Annotated in this window: 11 protein-coding genes and 1 pseudogene; 7 read left to right on the top strand and 5 right to left on the bottom strand. The window is 66.5% G+C overall.

Going from position 1 to position 18164, the window contains the following annotated elements:
• The first annotated feature begins 16 nt into the window (after positions 1-16).
• The 3 genes from OG716_RS32865 to OG716_RS32855 all read left to right on the top strand — a co-directional run bounded on the left by OG716_RS32865 (position 17) and on the right by OG716_RS32855 (position 4120).
• Entirely contained in the window at positions 17-1375 is a 1359-nt protein-coding gene (locus OG716_RS32865; protein WP_355130581.1) for a S1 family peptidase, read from the top strand.
• A 293-nt stretch (positions 1376-1668) separates the two neighbouring features.
• The gene (locus OG716_RS32860) at positions 1669-3021 is read left to right on the top strand and encodes a S1 family peptidase (protein WP_405134311.1); all 1353 of its coding nucleotides are present in this window, start codon (positions 1669-1671) and stop codon (positions 3019-3021) included.
• A 262-nt stretch (positions 3022-3283) separates the two neighbouring features.
• Entirely contained in the window at positions 3284-4120 is an 837-nt protein-coding gene (locus OG716_RS32855; RefSeq protein WP_405134310.1) for an NRDE family protein, read from the top strand.
• 87 nt (positions 4121-4207) lie between these two features.
• Here OG716_RS32855 and OG716_RS32850 read toward each other — a convergent pair whose 3' ends face one another.
• Positions 4208-4945, bottom strand: a complete 738-nt coding sequence (locus OG716_RS32850) for a hypothetical protein (protein WP_355130575.1) — start codon at positions 4943-4945, stop codon at positions 4208-4210.
• 388 nt (positions 4946-5333) lie between these two features.
• On the opposite strand from OG716_RS32850, the gene OG716_RS32845 reads away from it, so the two are divergent.
• Complete coding sequence (locus OG716_RS32845) at positions 5334-8564, top strand: (Fe-S)-binding protein (RefSeq protein ID WP_405134309.1); 3231 nt, start codon at positions 5334-5336, stop codon at positions 8562-8564.
• 599 nt (positions 8565-9163) lie between these two features.
• Positions 9164-9928, top strand: coding sequence for a copper homeostasis protein CutC (locus OG716_RS32840; protein ID WP_355124894.1), 765 nt, complete (start codon positions 9164-9166; stop codon positions 9926-9928).
• Positions 9929-10450: 522 nt separating this feature from the next.
• Here OG716_RS32840 and OG716_RS32835 read toward each other — a convergent pair.
• The 3 genes and pseudogenes from OG716_RS32835 to OG716_RS32825 all read right to left on the bottom strand — a co-directional run.
• A pseudogene (locus OG716_RS32835) lies at positions 10451-11752 on the bottom strand (YibE/F family protein); the annotation flags it as partial.
• Between the two features lie 536 nt (positions 11753-12288).
• Entirely contained in the window at positions 12289-13548 is a 1260-nt protein-coding gene (locus tag OG716_RS32830) for a pyridoxal phosphate-dependent aminotransferase (protein ID WP_405140074.1), read from the bottom strand.
• 28 nt (positions 13549-13576) lie between these two features.
• Positions 13577-15019 carry an XRE family transcriptional regulator gene (locus OG716_RS32825; RefSeq protein WP_405134308.1) on the bottom strand — a complete coding sequence of 481 codons (1443 nt, stop codon included), beginning with the start codon at positions 15017-15019 and terminating at the stop codon, positions 13577-13579.
• Between the two features lie 253 nt (positions 15020-15272).
• On the opposite strand from OG716_RS32825, the gene OG716_RS32820 reads away from it, so the two are divergent.
• Positions 15273-15722, top strand: a complete 450-nt coding sequence (locus tag OG716_RS32820) for a hypothetical protein (RefSeq protein ID WP_355124896.1) — start codon at positions 15273-15275, stop codon at positions 15720-15722.
• Positions 15723-15909: 187 nt separating this feature from the next.
• Here the strand turns inward: OG716_RS32820 and OG716_RS32815 are convergent, their stop codons facing one another.
• Positions 15910-17283, bottom strand: a complete 1374-nt coding sequence (locus OG716_RS32815; RefSeq protein ID WP_405134307.1) for an Hsp70 family protein — start codon at positions 17281-17283, stop codon at positions 15910-15912.
• Positions 17284-17622: 339 nt separating this feature from the next.
• Here OG716_RS32815 and OG716_RS32810 point away from each other — a divergent pair, with 339 nt between their 5' ends.
• The gene (locus tag OG716_RS32810; protein WP_405134306.1) at positions 17623-18156 is read left to right on the top strand and encodes a YdcF family protein; all 534 of its coding nucleotides are present in this window, start codon (positions 17623-17625) and stop codon (positions 18154-18156) included.
• The last annotated feature ends 8 nt before the right edge of the window (positions 18157-18164 follow it).

The raw sequence follows: 18164 nt of genomic DNA, 5'->3' as shown, positions 1-18164 counted from the left end.
ACTACGAAGGGACTCCATGCGCAAGTTCATGGCGCGCCGCGCCACGGTCCGAGCTGCAACCATCACGTTCGCTTCGACCGTCCTAGTCGGAACCTTGTTCGCATCGATTCCCGCCGGCGCCGAGCCGGCCGATCAACTCGCCGCCGACAAGCTGCCTGCCGAACTGGTGCAGGCGATTTCGCGCGATCTGAAGATGACGCCGTCCGAATATCTGGACCGCGCCGCCAAGGCTCAGCAATTGCGGGACTACGCAACGGAATTCCGCACTCAACGCCCCGACGAGTTCGCGGGCGCCTGGATGGGCACCGACGGTAAGCCGGTCCTCGCGGTCACCTCCCTCGACGCGGCCAAGGTGGTCGCCGCCGACGGTTACCAGACCCGGCTGGCCCCGATCAGCGCCGACAATCTCGAGGGTTCGGTGGATCAGCTGAACCACTGGATCACCAGCCTGCCGCGGGAAATCTCCGGCGCCATCAACTCGGTGGCAATCGATTTCCTCAACAGCCAACTGGTACTGAGTGTTGCGAACACTCCGGCCGGACATCTGCTGAATCTGCCGACCCTGATCGCGAATATCAAGGTGGTGCTGTCACCGGACAGCGGCGGCCCGGTCGAGCGGCGCCCGATGGGTGGTGACACCTATATCAGTGCCCCCACCTCGCTCAATGATTCGGCGTTGACGACCGTGGATGTCTGCTCGTTCGGATTCAACAGTGTCGATTCCTCCGGCAATGCGCTGAACATCAGTGCCGGGCACTGCAATCCGAATATCGGCAAGGACAATCAGCAGGCCGATGTCTACCTGCCGAATGTTCACAATCTGACCGCCAGCCCGCAGCTGGGCAGCTTCGTGCGCTCACAGCTGGGTGGCGGCAATGCCCTCGACTACTCGGTGATCAAGCTGAACGACTCCGCGGTGAAGGCGGGCATGGATCAGCCGTCGGTGCGCGGAGCCAACGGCACCACGCTCACCATTACCGGTGTGGCCGACCCGATCACCGGCGCGCCGGTCTGCAAGTCGGGCCAATCCTCCACGTTCACTTGTGGTTTCGTCGTGGCCGATCGGGTCGAAACGCAGCTGTACACCTCGGAGGGCCAGTCCAAGACGGTGCGCGGTTTCGCCAGCAGCGCCTGCACCCTCGGCGGTGACAGCGGTGGCGCGATCGTGTCGGGCACCATGGCGCTCGGCATCACCAGCGGCTCGAATGCCGCCGACGCGCCGAATTGCAACGAGGCCAATACCCAGCTGGCGCAGTACGGTGGAACCGCGAGCCTGGGCATTCCGATCCGCGCGATTCTCACCGATATCGACGCGAATTCCGGCGGCGGTCTCGGCAGCGGCATTCAGGTGCGTTCACGCTCCAACACGAACTGAATCTGAACTCTTCACAAACACAACAAAACAAACAAGTCAGGCCGCGAATCCCCCAGTGGTTCGCGGCCCGTCTCGTTCTGGACCGAGTGGAGCGGGGGAGCGAAGCGGAGGAGCGGAGGAGCGGAGGGAGGGAAGAACGAGACTCCCAGGGCCGCGAACCCGCCGGAGCGAAGCGGAGGCAAAAGACCCGGAGCGAAGCGGAGGCAAAAAGACACAGCGAAGCGGAGGGCAAATTGAACACCGCGCGCGGCAATAAGTAGGCATAACGGGCTGGAGCCCATATAGTCGGCGTCATGCTCCTGCCACGTATGCGCTATTCCTCGCTGCCCGTGGGCCGCAGGCCACGGTCCCTCGTCCGATCCGCCGCGATCGCAGCCGCCGCGCTGCTGGTCGCCGGACCGATGGCGGCAAGCGCACACGCAGACCCCGCCGCTCCCTCGGCTCCGGCCGGCCCGGCACTGCCCGCGGAACTGATCACCGCGATCACCCGCGACCTCAAGATCTCGCCCCAGGAATATCTGGACCGCGCGGCCCTCGGCCAGAAGGTGGCCGCCTTCTCCGCCACCGCGCAGCGCCAGTTCCCGCAGGTGTTCGCCGGCTCCTGGCTGGACGAGAACGGCAAGGCCGTCGTGGCACTGGCCAACGGCGACGGCATCGACGGCGCCCGCAAGGCCGTCTCGGACGCCGGTTTCACAGCCAAGGACGTCGCCAAGAGCGAGACCACACTGCGCGGCGAGAAGAACGCCTTCCAGAAGTGGCTGGAGGGTCAGCCCGATACGGTCGCCAAGGCCGTGCGCGGTGTGGCCATCAACACCATGAACAACAGCATCGCGGTGCGGGTCGACCAGGCCGGTCTGGCACTGCCCAGTTTCGTCGATCCGGCGCAGGTCATCGTGATGGCCGTGCCGCCGACGGGTGGCGAGGACGCCACTGTCCCGCAGGCCGATCCGGTCGCCGGAACGGGCGGCGGCCCCCTGGCCGCCGGCGACTCCTACGCCTCGGTGGCCGGCCGCATGTCGCTGCGCTGCTCGCTGGGCTTCAACGGTGACCTCAATGGCGCTGTCGTGAATATCACTGCGGGACACTGCGATCCGAACATCCCGGCGGCCGGTGGCGCGAACGCTCCCGGCGTGTACGAACTGGCCGCGGGCGATCACATCGGCAACCAGCTCGGCTCCTTCCAGAAGTCGATCCTGGCCGCGCAGGACTACTCGATCGTCTCGATCAACGATCAGTCCCGTGACCGCTTCAGCAACAACCTGGTTCGTGTCCCCGGCGCGGCGCCGGTCGCCATCACCGGTGTGGCCGATCCGGTTGTCGGCGCGCCCGTCTGCAAGTCGGGTTCGCGCACCGGCTTCAGCTGCGGCGTGGTGAACGCCGTCGACCAGACCGTCCAGGTCGGCGACCACCAGCAGACCGAGAGCTTCTCCGCCAATATCTGCGCCCTCCCCGGCGACAGCGGCGGCCCGATCGTCACCGGCACCCTGGCCCTGGGCATCTCCAGCGCGTCCTCGGTCGCCGACTACCCGATCTGCGAGATCCCCAACCTCATCGGCCTGATCACGGGCAATGCCCCGCAGCTGTTCGCGCAGCCGATCAGCACCGTGCTCTCCGACAACCCCGGATTGCGCGTCCGCACAAGCTGATTTGCCCTCCGCTTCGCTCCGGGCGGGTTCTTGGCCCTGTTACCCGGATCTTCCCTCCTCCGCTCCTCCGCTTCGCTCCCCCGCTCCGTCAGTCCAGACCCGGGCCGGCCACGAACTCGGAGTTGGCTGATCAGGAGTGAGCTGATATCGGCCCTCACCTCTGGTGGGGGCCGAATGTCTTTGGCGAACAGGCGGTGTTCAGGCAGGGTTTGGCATGACTGGGCCGTGTGCCAGGCCTCCGCTGATCAGTCATGCTGGATGTATGTGTTTGGTGTTGCTCGGGTGGCGGGCGCATCCGGAGTATCGGTTGATCGTCGCCGCCAATCGGGACGAGTTCTTCACGCGTCCAACGGAATCGCTGCGCTGGTGGGACGAGGTGCCCGGATTGCTGGCGGGGCGGGACCTGGGCGCCGCGGGCCCGGTGCCGGGCACCTGGCTGGGCCTGGCCCGGGAATCGCATCGATTCGCCACGGTGACCAATGTGCGCGGGGTGAACGAGAAGCGCGCCGAGGCACGCTCACGAGGCGCGCTGCTGCTGGATTTCCTGCGGGGCGAGGCGGATTCGGAGAAATTCGTGCGCGGCGTCGCGGCCGCCTCGGACGAATACAACGGTTTCAATCTCGTTGTGTCCGATCTGGAAACGCTGTGGTGGTACGGCAATCGCGGCGAGCAGGGTCCGCGCGAACTGACTCCCGGCTTCCACGGCCTGTCCAATGGCGCGCTCGCCGCATCCCTGGAGACCGGCGGTGAAATCCGCACCGGCACGGGCGCCCCGGCGTGGCCGAAGGTCCGGGAAGGGGTGCTGAGCTTGCGCAGGGTCGTCGAAAACGATCCCGGCGAGGTGTCGGCCTACCTCGGGGTGCTGGCGGACCGCACACGGGCCGCGGACGCGGAGCTACCGGACACCGGCATCGGCAAACTCGGTGAGCGCGTGGCCTCGTCGCGTTTCGTCAACCATCCGCTGCACGGAACCCGGTGCAGCACCGTGCTGCTGGTGCGCGAGGACGGGCGCTTCGAGATGACCGAGCGCACCTTCGCGCGCTTCGGCCGCCGCAAGGGCACGGTGTCCTTCCACGGCCGGCTCGAACTGCCCGACTGAGAAGACACGCCCGGGGATTACCCTGCCCCGGAAACACGACCGGCCCGCCCCGACGAAGCGGGCGGGCCGAACCGAGCGGTGGGCGAATTACTTACCGGAGGCCCACTGGGTGGTGCCATCGGGCGCCTGCATCGTGTTGATGAGGTCGATACCGGTGGCGAGCAGCGCCGGGCCACCCACGGCGATGGTGCCGAGGATGCCGCCGATGCCGGCGCCCGCGAGCAGGCCGGGGACGCAGGCGGCGACGATGGTGACGATGCAGCCGATGATCGCGCCGACGGCAGTGCCGACGAAGCCGCCGATGGCGGTGGCGATACCGAACTTGCTGGAGAAGTCATTCATCGCGCGCTGGTTTTCCATCGGCGAGGCGATGGGCTGGGCAGCGGCGACCGGAGCGACCGCGACCGGCTGGGTGCTGATCTGCGCATCGGCCGGCTTGGTCGGCACGACCTCGAGGACCTTGCCGTCCTCCTTGACGTCGGCCGTGGCCGGAACCTTGGTGCCCGCGACGTCGAACTGCAGCGGGAAGGAGATCACAGTCGCCCCCTGAACGTCCTTGACGTTCACGACCGTCTGCTTCGGGTCTTCGGGCGTAGCGCCATCCTGCTGAGTGAGCTCGAAGGTCCCGTTCTTCAACGTGGACACGACGGTCTTACCGTCCACCTGCTTGCCATCGACGATGTGGCTGTCGACGAGCTTGGTGGAGTACGAGATCCCCGCGGGCTGAGCCGGTGCCGGAGCATCGTCGGCATGGGCAACGGTCATCCCCGTGGTCATTGCGCCGATGACCAAGGCAGCCGCCGCAGTGGTGCTGCGAAACTTCATTCGGTTTTTCCAATCCTTCATCAGGTTCGATCCATCGTCCGCACCTTCGCCACGCGAGGCCCTGGCTTCCCTCGGGCCCTGCCACGCGCTAACGGCAAACACTCCCCGAGCATGTGAAGATGCGCACAGACGTCGGACGGAGTGATCTTAATCGAAGGTTTGCCGGTTAGCGAGATTCCTGCTGCCCCCAAGAACTGTGTCTTTACTGTGACGTTCGAAGTAAGCCTGCCCTTTGTTATGCGTGCGATTTGCCGGGATTTACGGTGTGGGAACACGCTGGACAGTTAAGTTACCGACGGGTAACTTACTGTTCGTTAGGATACGAGCCAACCGAGGCGGACCAGGCCGTCCCCGGAGCGCTTGTTGAACCGGTCAGAAAGGTCGCGACATGAATGCCCTGACAGTGACACTGGGCACGATTGGAGCGGTGCTCACCATCTTCTGTTGGGCATCGCTCATCGGTGGCGCGCGAAGTATCGTGCGCACCATCATGGTCGGCCAGTCCGCACCGGATCGGTGGCGGCCGTTCTTGCCGCGCCTGAAAACCATGCTGATCGAGTTCCTCGCGCATACGCGGATGAACAAGTTCCGCACGGTCGGCTGGGCGCACTGGCTGGTCATGATCGGCTTCCTCGCGGGCTTCATCCTCTGGTTCGAGGCCTACGGTCAGGTCTTCGACCCCGAATTCCACTGGCCCATCGTCGGCGCCTGGGGCATCTACCACCTGGTGGACGAGATCCTCGGCATCGGAACGGTCGTCGGCATCGTCACGCTGATCACCATCCGCCAGCTGAACCACCCGCGCCGGCCGGAGCGGCTCTCACGCTTCAGCGGTTCCAAGTTCGCGCCCGCCTACGTCATCGAGGCCATCGTCCTCATCGAGGGCCTGGGCATGATCTTCGTGAAGGCCGGCAAGATCGCCACCTACGGCGAATCCCACACCTGGAGTGATTTCTTCACCCAGGAGGTCGCCAAGTTGCTGCCCGCGAACGTCACCATGGTGTCGATCTTCGCGTTCATCAAGCTCATGTCCGGCGCCATGTTCCTGCTGCTCGTCGGCCGCAACATCACCTGGGGCGTTGCGTGGCACCGTTTCTCGGCGTTCTTCAATATCTACTTCAAGCGTGAGGCCGACGGCACCGTCGCGCTCGGCGCGCTGAAGCCCATGATGTCGCAGGGCAAGCCGATCGATATGGAGACCGCCGACCCCGACAACGACACCTTCGGTGTCGGCAAGTTCGAGGACTTCTCCTGGAAGGACATCCTCGACGTCACCACCTGCACCGAGTGTGGTCGCTGCCAATCCCAGTGCCCCGCTTGGAATACCGGCAAGCCGTTGTCGCCGAAGCTGCTGATCATGTCGCTGCGTGACCACGGCTACGCCAAGGCCCCGTACCTGCTGGCCGGTGGCCGCAAGGATATGAGCGGCGACGAGATCGGTCTCGTCGATGCCGAGGGCACGCCGAATGAGGTTGCGCTGTCGAAGATTTCGGCCGAGGCGCGGGCGGAGGCGGAGCGGCCGCTGGTCGGTGGTGCGGAGGTCAACGGCATCATCGATCCGGAAGTGTTGTGGTCGTGCACCAGTTGTGGTGCGTGTGTGGAGCAGTGCCCGGTCGATATCGAGCATGTCGATCACATTATCGATATGCGCCGCTACCAGGTGTTGATCGAGTCGGACTTCCCGTCCGAGCTGGCGGGGTTGTTCAAGAATTTGGAGAACAAGGGCAATCCGTGGGGGCAGAACTCCAAGGACCGCCTGAACTGGATTTCCGAGGTCGATTTCGAGATCCCGGTCTATGGCAAGGACGCTGATTCCTTCGACGGGTACGAGTACCTGTTCTGGGTCGGTTGCGCCGGTGCGTACGAAGACCGCGCGAAGAAGACCACCAAGGCCGTCGCGGAACTGCTTGCGACCGCGGGGGTGAAGTTCATGGTGCTGGGTCAGGAAGAGACCTGTACCGGTGACTCGGCGCGGCGGGCGGGTAACGAGTTCTTGTTCCAGCAGTTGGCGATGCAGAACATCGCGGTGCTGGATGGGGTGTTCGAGGGGGTGGAGGCGTCGAAGAAGAAGATCGTCGTCACCTGTGCGCATTGCTTCAACGCTTTGAACAACGAGTACCCGCAGGTGGGTGGCTCCTATGAGGTGGTGCACCACACGCAGTTGCTGAACCGGTTGGTGCGGAGCAAGAATTTGGTGCCGGTGTCGCCGGTCGCGAAGAACGTCACTTATCACGACCCGTGCTATCTGGGTCGGCACAACAAGATCTACGACGCCCCGCGTGAGTTGATGGAAGCCTCGGGTTCGACCTTGGTCGAGATGCCGCGGCATGGTGAGCGTTCCATGTGCTGTGGTGCCGGTGGTGCGCGGATGTGGATGGAAGAGAATCTGGGCAAGCGCATCAACGTCGACCGGGTCGATGAGGCCCTGGATACGTTGAAGGGTGGTAACGAGCCGTCGTTGATCGCGACCGGTTGCCCGTTCTGCCGGGTCATGCTGACCGATGGTGTGACCGCTCGTAAGGACGGTGGCGAGGTCGGTCAGGGTGTCGAGGTCGTGGATGTCGCGCAGTTGATGCTGGACTCGATCACCCGGGTCGAGGGTTCGGTGCTGACGGAGAATCTGAAGGTGGTGCAGCAGCCCAAGGTCGAGGAGCCGGAACCGGTTTCCGAACCCGAGCCGGTCGCCGAGGCCGTCGTCGAAGAGGCCGCGGCCGAGCCCAAGGCCGCTCCGGCCGCGGGCAAGGGCCTGGGCATGAAGGGTCCGGCGAAGGCACCCGGCGGCAAGGGTCTGGGCATGAAGGGCGGCCTCGAGGCCCCCGGTGCCAAGGGCGCCGCTCCGGCCGCCGAAACCGCCGCTCCGGCAGAAGCTTCCACCGAAGCCACTGCCGCCCCGGCCGCACCCGCCAAGGGCCTCGCCATGAAGGGCCCGGCCAAGGCACCCGGCGGCAAGGGCCTCGCAATGAAGGGCCCCGCGAAAGCTCCCGGCGCGAAGGCTGCCGCTCCGGCCGCACCCGCCGCTGAAACCGCCGCTCCCGCAGCGGCTTCCACCGAGGCCACCGCCGCACCCGCCGCACCCGTCAAGGGCCTGGCAATGAAGGGTCCGGCGAAAGCTCCCGGCAAGGGCCTCGCCATGAAGGGCTCCGGCAAGGCTCCGGGCGCCAAGCCCGCCGCCGCACCGGCCGCTGCGGAAGCCTCCGCGGCCGCAACCGCTCCGGCGGAAGCCGCTGCGGCACCGGCAGAATCGGCTCCGGCCACTCCGGCCCCCGACGCTCCGGCGGAATCGGGCACGGCTGCTCCGGCAGCGGCCGCCGAGGCCAAGCCGTCCATCGCCCCCAAGGGCCTGGCCATGAAGTCCGGCCTCAAGCGCCCCGGCCCGAAGGCCCCCGGCGCTAAGGCCCCGGCCGCCGAACCGGCAGCTCCCGCCGAACCGGCAGCGGCCGAACCGGCCCCCGAAGCTCCGGCTCCCACCGAGCCGTCCGCACCGGAGACCAACGGCACCAAGGAAAACGGCTCCGAAGGCAATGGCAGCAAGGACAGTGGCGCAGCCACCCCGCCGGCCGCCAAGCCGGGCGGCCTCGGCTTCAAGTCCGGCCTGAAGGCCCCGGGCAAGAAGAGCTGACCAGCCAGCACTGACACGGGCGCGCTACCCACCGGGTAGCGCGCCCGTCTCGTACTCCCCCGACCGCACAGCCCGCGTCGGGATCACACAGCACACGCAAGGACCGTGCCGTTCGGACACGCGCTGCGCCGTCGCGGCACGCGCTGTCCCACCGGCCCGGGCGACGGAGATCCTCCGGTACCTCGACCACACAGCCCGCATCGGGATCACACAGCACACGCAAGGACCGTGCCGTTCGGACACGCGCTGCGCCGTCGCGGCACGCGCTGTCCCACCGGCCCGGGCGACGGAGATCCTCCGGTACCTCGACCACACAGCCCGCATCGGATTCGCACCAACACACGCACGGGCTGTTCCATCCCGACACGCGCTGTGTCGTTGTGGTCCGCGTTGTTCCGCTGCACCGCTCGGCCTCGGGCAAAGCGTTGATTCGGGTGGAAGCGCGGCAGTGGTTCAGGCGCAGGGATTTACGTTCGCTCGATCGCGGGGGTGCGGGGTCGGGGAGATGGGGTGGGCCGAAGATGAATAGCGGGTTGCGAAGATCGAATCTGCTAATGCTTAGCAAACATTGGGGACGATCTTCGACCATACTTCGAGGTATGACGGAAGCGCGGGCGGTTCGGGTCGAGATCGGGGTGGAGTCGCTCGCGGGGGTGCGTATCGCGGACGCGGCGGGAGCGGCGCGGGTCGAATTGTGCACCGGGTTGTCGGTGGGTGGGCTGACGCCCAATGCGGCATTGGTGGAGGCAGCGGTGGGGGCCGCGGAGAATGTCCAGGTGCATGTGCTGATTCGGCCGCGGCCCGGGGACTTCCGGTACTCCGCCGAGGAGGTCGCGCTCATGCGCGCCGATATCGAGTTGGTGCGCCGACTGGGCGCGCACGGGGTGGTCATCGGCGTACTGGACGAACACGGGCATGTGGATGCCGAAGCGAATGCCGGGCTACTGGCCGCCGCCGAGGGCATGGAGGTCACCTGTCATCGCGCGTTCGATGTGTGCGCGGATCCGTACGACGGATTCGACCAACTGCTGGAACTCGGCTTCACCCGGCTACTGACTTCGGGCCGCCAGGTGTCGGTGCTCGACGGCGCGGCGCTCATCACCCGGCTGGTCACCCTGGCCGACGGCCGCATCGAGGTGATGGCCTGCGGTGGCCTGCGCGCCGACAATGCCCGCCGGGTGATCGAGCTGACCGGGGTCCGGGATCTGCATGCGGCCGTACGGATTCCGGTGCCCGCCCTGCCGCAGCCGGACAGCACCGAGGTGTCGTTCGAGGAGATCGGCGTGCCACGCGGCTCCGATCACTTCGCGACCGACGCCGACGGAGTCGCCGCGCTCTGTGAGGCGGCACGCCTCACCGTATAACCGTGCCGGACCACGGTGCGGCCGTTCCCGGCTCACCATGTGACCGCGTCCGGCTCACCGCGCAGGCATGCCCCTACTCACTGTGCAGGCAGGCCTACTCATAACGCAGGCCCTACTCACAGCGTGAACGTCACTCCAGCCTCACCGCATGGGAAAGGCACTCCAGCAAATGTGGTTGTCGCACAACCCTCATGGCTTGGAGTGCCGGCCGCGTGGTGGTTGCCGCGGCTTGGTGGGCCACGGGGAATTGGGCTCCGCCTGGTGCGGCGGCGTATTCGCCTGTTCCGCAGCGGCTCTCAGCGACCACGGCGCGGGCGGGTCGGCTTGCTCCTGCACTCGATCGACCGGTCCGGTCACCGGACGGAATGTCTGTGTCGGCGGCTGCTCACCTCGGTACGGCGGCGAACTCACCGCGGGGTTTTGTCGTGCACCCCGGGCTGTCGGAATCGGTTGTGAGTCTTCGGCCACCGGCACCTGCCGGGCCGCGCCGGTCCGTTCCGGACGGGGTGGGCGCGCGGATCGGCGCGGACGATTGGGACCCCCGGCGCGCGGGCGCACGGGCTGCTTGCCACCGAACGGCCGAGCCAGGATCACCGCGATGGCCGTGGTCAACGGCACGGACAGCGCGAGCGCGATACCGCCGACCGCGGAACGCGCGATCTCGATGCCGACGGCATCACCGGTGAGCACGTCCCGAATGGAGCGCCCGGCGACACTGAACAGCAGCAGCAGCGGGAGCGCGCCACCGGCGTAGGCGAGCACCAGGGTGTAGACGGTACTGGCGATGTGATCCCGGCCGACCCGCATGGCGGCCGCGAAAATGCCGCGCCGGGTGGCCTTCTCATCGAGCGCCGCCAACTCGAAAGCGGCCGAGGCCTGGGTGATGGTCACATCGTTGAGCACACCGAGCGAGCCGATGATGAAGCCCGCCAGCAGCAGCCCGGTAATGCTGACATGCTGCAGATACGTGGCGACATTGCTGTTCTGTTCCTCCGACAGGCCCGTCAGATGTGTCATCTTCAGTGCGAGCCAAGACAGTACGGCCGCCAGCACCATCGAGGTGAGGGTGCCGAGCAGCGCGGAACTGGTCCGCAGATTCACCCCGTGCGCGAGATACAGCACCGAATACAGAATGAGCGCGCCCGCCACCAGCGCCACCGGAATCGCCGGTTTCCCGTCCAGCAGCGCGGGCAACATGAAGATCACCAGGACGGCGAAGGCGAAGAGCAATCCGATCAGCGCCCGCAGCCCCCGCCAGCGCGCGACCACAATGATCACCAGCGCGAAGGCCCCGACAATGATACTGAGCGGCAACCCGCGCGAGTAGTCGTCGAACGAGTACATATTCGTCTGCGGAGGATCGCTCGGCTTGGCATCACCCGGCTTCGGGCTCTGCCGCACAATGCGCATGTGATCGCCGACCCGCAGATCCGGTTGCCCTGGGCCGGGGGCGATTTCGAAGAGCGTGAGACTGCCCTTGTCCGGCCCGGAGTCGATGGTGACAATGCTGCGCTGGCAGGTGTACCCGGTGGTGATGGGCGCCAGCGGCTTCTCATCGAACGGCTTGCCCTGCGACGGACTGCCGCACGCCCCGAGATTCTGCGAGATGACGGTGCCCGCTTCGGTCTGCAGCGCCCCGCCGCCCTGATTTTGCATCGGCAACGGGATATCCACATGCTGGCTGCTGGGCCACAGCCAGAATGCCCCGGCCACGACCATAATGCCGATGAATGTCAGCAGCCCGATGACCACACGCGCGGCGCTGGCGCCGATGGCGATGGGTCCGGAGTGGTCGTGATGGTGATGATGATGGTGATCGCTCACCCGCGCGAGCCTAAACGAGAACCGTTTCCGAAGCGCGAACGGTAGCCGGGAACCCTCACCAGAGCAGCAGGTGGATTCGAACAGACCGGAGACTTCACAACCGCAACAACTGATTTCGCAAGATCGGGGTAGCTCCTGGGGTACCCCCGAAACACAACCGGGCCGCCACTGCGAGCCCGGTTGCCAAGTCCCCCCGCACCAAAATCCCGGCAAAAGTTCCGGGGAGGCGGGTATGGGGGGCGGCGGAGAGCAGGGGGATGTCTCCGCCGCCCGGGGATCGGCGGCCCAGGGGGGGTAGGCCGGCCAATCCAGGGCTGGACGTCCCAGGGGGGGTAGGAGGTCCAGCCGGGGCACCTGAGTGCCAAGGCCTACTGTACACAAAAGACCGTTCTTTGCGCTAGCTAAGTCTCTAAAAACCCAACTTTTTCGTACTAGCGGTTTGTTTTCGACCGTGTCACACCCACGCCATTGGACAAACGCCCAGTTCGGCCGGATTCCACGCCCGGAAACCGGGGGCGCGACCCCCGAATCCCCTACTACTGCCGATAACTCGCGAGGAAATTGCCGAAGCGCTCGATCGCTACGGACAGATCCCGCGCCCACGGCAAAGTCACGATCCGCAGGTGGTCGTGATGCGGCCAGTTGAACCCGGTGCCCTGCACCATGAGGATCTTCTCCTGCAGCAGCAGATCCAGCACCAGCTTCGAATCATCGCGGATGGCATGCACTTCCGGATCCAGCCGCGGGAACGCGTACAGCGCGCCCTGGGGCTTCACACAGGAGACACCCGGAATCGTATTGAGCTTCTCCCACGCCACATCGCGCTGCTCCAGCAGTCGCCCGCCGGGCAGGATGAGATCCTCGATGCTCTGATGTCCGCCCAGCGCCACCTGAATGGCATGCTGCGCGGGCACATTCGGGCACAGCCGGGACGAGGCCAGCAGCGAGATGCCCTCCAGGAAGCCGGCGGCATGATCGGCCGGCCCGGTGATCACCAGCCAGCCGGAGCGATAACCCGCGACCCGGTACGCCTTCGACAAGCCGTTGAAGGTCAGGCACAGCAGATCGGGCGCCAGCGAGGCCAGCGAGATGTGCTTGGCATCGTCGTAGAGGATCTTGTCGTAGATCTCGTCGGCCAGCAGCAGCAGTTGATGCTTGCGCGCCAGATCCACGATCTGCTGCAGCACCTCCGCCGAGTACACCGCACCCGTCGGATTGTTCGGGTTGATCACCACGATGGCCTTGGTCTTATCGGTGATCTTGGCTTCCATATCGGCGATATCCGGCTGCCAGCCATTGGATTCGTCGCACAGATAGTGCACCGGCGTGCCGCCCGCGAGGCTGGTCATGGCCGTCCACAGCGGATAGTCCGGCGCGGGCAGCAGCACCTCGTCGCCATTGTCGAGCAGCGCCTGCATGGTGATGGTGATCAGCTCGGAGACGCCGTTGCCCAGGTACACGTCGTCGACGTCGAATTCCGGGAAGCCGGGCACCAGCTCGTAGCGGGTCACGATGGCCCGCCGGGCCGGCAGTATGCCCTTGGACTCCGAATATCCCTGCGCGTGCGGCAGCGCGGCGATCATGTCGCGCATGATCACATCCGGCGCCTCGAATCCGAAGGGCGCGGGATTGCCGATATTCAGCTTCAGGATGCGGTGGCCCTCCGCTTCCAGCCGGGCCGCGTGCGCGTGGACCGGACCCCGGATCTCGTAGACCACGTTCTGCAGCTTGGTGGACTGCTCCAGGACGCGCGGGGACCGATGCGGTAGGTGACTGGAAGGACTCACCCGTCCAATGGTGCCATCCGTGCGCAACCAGCTTTTTTCACCGCGCGCTATCGGGCGGCAGCATGCCCTTGGCGGCGGTGGTCCCGCAGAACTCCTCGATGCTCTCGTCCAGGTCGCGGGCCTGGACAGCCTCCCGGAACTCCGGGCGGGTGAGCCGCTGCCGCAGCCCGGTGAGCCGCTCCTCCAATTGCGCGATGCGCTTGTCCTCCTCGAGCCGCAGCACCGGCCGCAGTGCGTCGGCGGCGCCGTCGAGGCTGCCGTTGATCAGATGCGCGGCGGCGCTGTCCACCCGGGCCAGCGATTCCGCGCCGTAGGAGCGCTGTTCGGTGGGACCGTTCGAGTACAGCTCGATGGCGCGGTGGGTGGCCTCCAGCGCGGGCTGGGCCTGACCGAGGTGGATATAGGTCGCCCCGGCGTAGTAGTGGCTCTTGGGCTGATTGAAACCGAACACCCCGCCGACCTCGTCGTGCAGCGTGTCACTGGAACTGCCGTCGCGGGCAGTGTCCGCCGCGCGAATGCAGCGTTCCGCGTCCGCGACGCTGCCCAGCCGCGACCAGATGCGCGCCTCGATATTGTGCAGCCGCACCCGCGAGGTCGCCGATTCGGCGTACTGCTGCCCGCTCTGCGCCAGCAGCACCGCCCGCCGCGGCCGCTCCGACCAGTATTCGATGAGCGCCTGCATGCCGCGGGTCCACGCCCGTAATCCGTTGTGCTCACACAACTCCGCGTAAGCCCAAGCGGCCCTGGCCTGTTCACCGGCGGCATCGACATAGCCGAGATCGGTACTGGCATTGGCGAGCAGACCGGACAACGTGCCCGCGAGCAGGTACAGGTGACCGGTATCGGACGGTCGCTGATGGCCTTCCAGCAGGCGGTAGACGCGGCGGCGCACCCGCAGCATCTCCACCATCATCGGCACCGGCGGTACATGCACATACTCATTGGCTATGCGCGTGACGTCGGCGTCGAGCTGCTCCAGCACGGTTGCTCCCACATTGGTGCCCTCCGCCCTCCCGGCATGCTCGCTTGCTTCGTGGGCAGCCGCCATGATCAGATCCCTCTCCGAAATCGCCGCTAACGCATCGCCTCTCATCGCACCCGCATCGACGAGTGCCAGCAAATCCGCGTCGCTGGAATAACTGGCTTGCGCCGGAATGCCCTGCCCTGCTTGGGCACTGCCCTGCCCTGCTTGGGCACTGCCCTGCCCTGCTTGGGCACTGCCCTGCCCTGCTTGGGCACTGCCTTGCCCGACATGGGCACTGCCCTGGCGCGCGTCGAAACCGGGTACGGGGCGGTCGCTCGAGGGCTGGTCGATCAGATCCGCGAACCGCGCCCGCACCACATCGTCGGACCTGGCAAGAGATGTATCGAGGGCAGCCTGATTGACGGGACGGGGATGCACCCGATCCCCCCCGGCCTCCCACTTGGAGATCAGGCGTTCGTGCACACCCAGATGCGCCGCGAATTCCCGGATACTCATCCGTTTGGCATCGCGGAGCGCACGGGCCTCTCTACCTGACCACTGCCGGACCACGGTGTCATCCCTTCCGAACGAACTCCGATCTCCAGGGTACGAGTGGATCGTGACCTCGGCCACATGCGAGATCTAGCTGGTATCAGTCGCTTACGCGCTGGTAGCAGTGGCAGTAGTAGGGCAGCGCAAGGAGGGTGTGCGGGCCTTCCCACCCCGGCGGGCGCCCGCGACCCTGGAATGGAAGGCAAGGAGACAGGTGGTGAACGCCGACAAACTGAGAACGGTGCAGGACTGGGTAGCGTATTACCGGCACGAGTTCGGGCTACCGGTCGCCGAGCGCGGCGGGTTCGTCATGCTGCCCGTCACCGCCAAGGTCGGCATTGTGCACGTCCCCCTCACGCGGGCCGAAAAGCTGCGCGGCGCACTGCAACAGCACCGCCACACCGGTCCGATGCTGGCCCGGCAGATTCGCTGGAGCTTTCTCACCGAACCCGATTCCCGCCCCGGCGATCAGGTCATGAATGTGCTCGATCGCCTCGATATCGGCATACCCGCCATCGGCAGCGCCGTCATGCTCCCCACCGGACTCGGCCGCTGGACGCGCGAGGGCTGTCACTGGGTGGTGCCGCCCGCCAAAGACCTTCAACTCCCACCCCTGTCGATGCTCATCACGACAGCTCTGGCGGTGGGAAATGGAAGCGAGGACTGAACGCAGCCGGTCCTCGCACCGGCGCTGGCGGCGCCGGACCCACCGAGTCCGCCCCCTTTTCTGGCAGTCGACGGGGCGGACTCGGGGGGTAAATCTCGGCGGAATTCGACTGGCGCACCGGAAGATTCCGGGAACCGCACAATTACGACACAACGCCAGACAAGCTCAGTGCTCACCTCGGCGTGATTCAGCGGTGACTGATTCCCGGCTGAGCAGGGACGGCGGCAGGCGCGGGGAACAGCGGCGGCAGCGTGGGCACCACCACTGGCGGCAGGCCGGGGATGATCGTGAAGGTATTGGGGCCCGGCGCCGGCGGGGGCGCATCGGTGGTGGTCGTTTCCTGACGCTGCGGCGGCGCGGCCAGTTGTTCATTGGTCGCATCGGTGGTGGGCGCCACGCTGGTCGGCACGCTCGCCGACGACTGGGTGGTGGTGGGCGCGGCCGAACTGGTCGCGGCATCCGAACTCTGCGAATCATGTTCCAGGACTTGCGGCCCCCAGCCCAGGGAGACGCCGATGGCGGAGACCACCACGAGCGCGCCGACCGCTACGCCGGCCATGCTGATCTCCCGGCGGCGGCTGATCTTCTCCACCGCACCGGTACTGGTGAGCAGTGCCGTGGTCGCATCCGGCGGCAGGATGGACGAATTCTCGAACGCGGCCGCGAACGGCGCGGGCGCGGGCCGCGGCTGCACCGGGCGGGCCATGATGGCCGCGCCCCGGGAGGCGACCGTGCCCGGATTGGCGGGCACCAGCACCGGCACGCCCAGCCAACGCCGCAAAACCCGTGCCACCAGCGGAATCTGGGCGCAACCACCGATGACGGCGACGGCCTGCACCTGCTGCTCGGAGCGCTGGATGACATCCCGGGTCATACGCGCCGAGGATTCGACGGCCAGCATGATCAGGGCTTCGAAGTTCTCCTGGGACAGCAGCACCAGACCTTCGGTGGAAGGCAGTGCGACCGCGCTGTTCTCGGAGAGCTGCTCTTTGGCGGTGCGGCAGAGCGCATCCAGCGCGGCCAGACCCGAGGCGTCCGGCGGATGCGCGATGCGCCCGGAGGCGATCTGCTGTTCGCGGATCAGCGAATCCAGGTAGTCGCCACTGATATCGCTGGTGCGCTCGCTGAAGCACACCTGGCGGGTGGCGGTGTCGACCACGGTGACCGATAGGCCGGAGGCGCCGAGATCGTAGATCGCGACGGTGCCGAAACCCTGCAGGTCACCGGAGTATTCGAGAAACTCCAGTGCCGCAACGACATCCGGGACCAGCTCGTAATTGGTGAATTGGCGGCGCGCCAGCTCGGCGCGAATCGCGCGGGCGGTCTGCTCGTCGCGATAGGCCACGGCGGTGGCGCTGACGCGCGGATCCGCCGCCAGCACAGCGCCGATGGCGTCGGCGACCAGTTCCTCGGTGCGCCGTTCGCCGACCGGAATGGCCTGGAGATCGAAGGCATCGACCGGATTCGGGCGCAGTGCGCCGCGCTCGGCGGAATTCCCGGCATGTGGGCGTGCGACGCGCACTGCGCCGGCCCCCACCGACACTCCCAGTACCGAACTCATCTGCTGCCCATCTCGTTTCCACCCGCACGGAGTTTCCACGCTCACCGACCTGCGAGCGGGCCCACCCTGCCGCCTGCCGGCGTCGCGATACATTACGGTTGGGTCACTGTACCTGTCGTCGCCACCTTACGAGATAGCGAGCCGTACGTACACCCACTAGCCCGGACACTGGGCGGCATCATCACGCCACGTCCGAATCCCGGTGTGGCCCAGTCACGCTGACACGGTCCGGCAATAGGGTGGATGACCAGGTCTTCCATTCGGAATCAGCGCCGTGGGCGACGGGCCGGGCACAACGGTTGACTATGACATTCCCCAGCGCCGCCTAGCATCGGCGGAGTGCGCACACGCCGCCGGGCAGTGGCAGTCGCGGTCCTGCTGACCGTGGTGGCGGTGGTCGCCGCGCTGTGGCCGGTTTACGTGCGCCCGCAACTCGATATGCCGATGCGGGCCGACGCCATTCTGGTGCTCGGCGGGGCGCACGACGGCCGCGAAGAGCTGGGCCTGCGCCTGGCACACGAGGGTTTCGCGCCCCGGGTGCTCATCTCCGATCCGTATCGGAACAGCGGCCTGATCAATCGGATCTGCCACGGCGGCTACAGCTTCCGGGTCGAGTGCTTCGACCCGAATCCGCGCACCACCCGTGGCGAAGGCCGGTATCTGGCGCTGCGGGCCCGTCAAGAAGGCTGGCATCGTGTCATCGTGGTGACCTTCACGCCGCATATCTCCCGGGCCCGCTACATCCTCGGAAAGTGCTGGGGCGGCGAGGTTCTGATGCTGGATTCGCATCCGTCGATCGGTGTGCTGCGGTGGTCCTACCAGTACGTATACCAATCCGCGGGCTATGCGAAGGCCGTCTTCGAGGACTGCTGACGGCCTGA

It is taken from the genome of Nocardia sp. NBC_01388 (assembly GCF_045040085.1).
Taxonomy (GTDB): domain Bacteria; phylum Actinomycetota; class Actinomycetes; order Mycobacteriales; family Mycobacteriaceae; genus Nocardia.
Note: the sequence above shows the minus strand (reverse complement) of the source record. Positions and strands in the feature narration are given on the sequence as shown.

Bases quoted from the DNA above. Each gene is read 5' to 3' on its own strand.
- OG716_RS32865 (WP_355130581.1), top strand. From the start codon at position 17: ATGCGCAAGTTCATGGCGCGCCGCGCCACGGTCCGAGCTGCAACCATC.
- OG716_RS32860 (WP_405134311.1), top strand. From the start codon at position 1,669: ATGCTCCTGCCACGTATGCGCTATTCCTCGCTGCCCGTGGGCCGCAGG.
- OG716_RS32855 (WP_405134310.1), top strand. From the start codon at position 3,284: ATGTGTTTGGTGTTGCTCGGGTGGCGGGCGCATCCGGAGTATCGGTTG.
- OG716_RS32850 (WP_355130575.1), bottom strand. From the start codon at position 4,945: ATGAAGTTTCGCAGCACCACTGCGGCGGCTGCCTTGGTCATCGGCGCA.
- OG716_RS32845 (WP_405134309.1), top strand. From the start codon at position 5,334: ATGAATGCCCTGACAGTGACACTGGGCACGATTGGAGCGGTGCTCACC.
- OG716_RS32840 (WP_355124894.1), top strand. From the start codon at position 9,164: ATGACGGAAGCGCGGGCGGTTCGGGTCGAGATCGGGGTGGAGTCGCTC.
- OG716_RS32825 (WP_405134308.1), bottom strand. From the start codon at position 15,019: ATGAGTATCCGGGAATTCGCGGCGCATCTGGGTGTGCACGAACGCCTG.
- OG716_RS32815 (WP_405134307.1), bottom strand. From the start codon at position 17,283: ATGAGTTCGGTACTGGGAGTGTCGGTGGGGGCCGGCGCAGTGCGCGTC.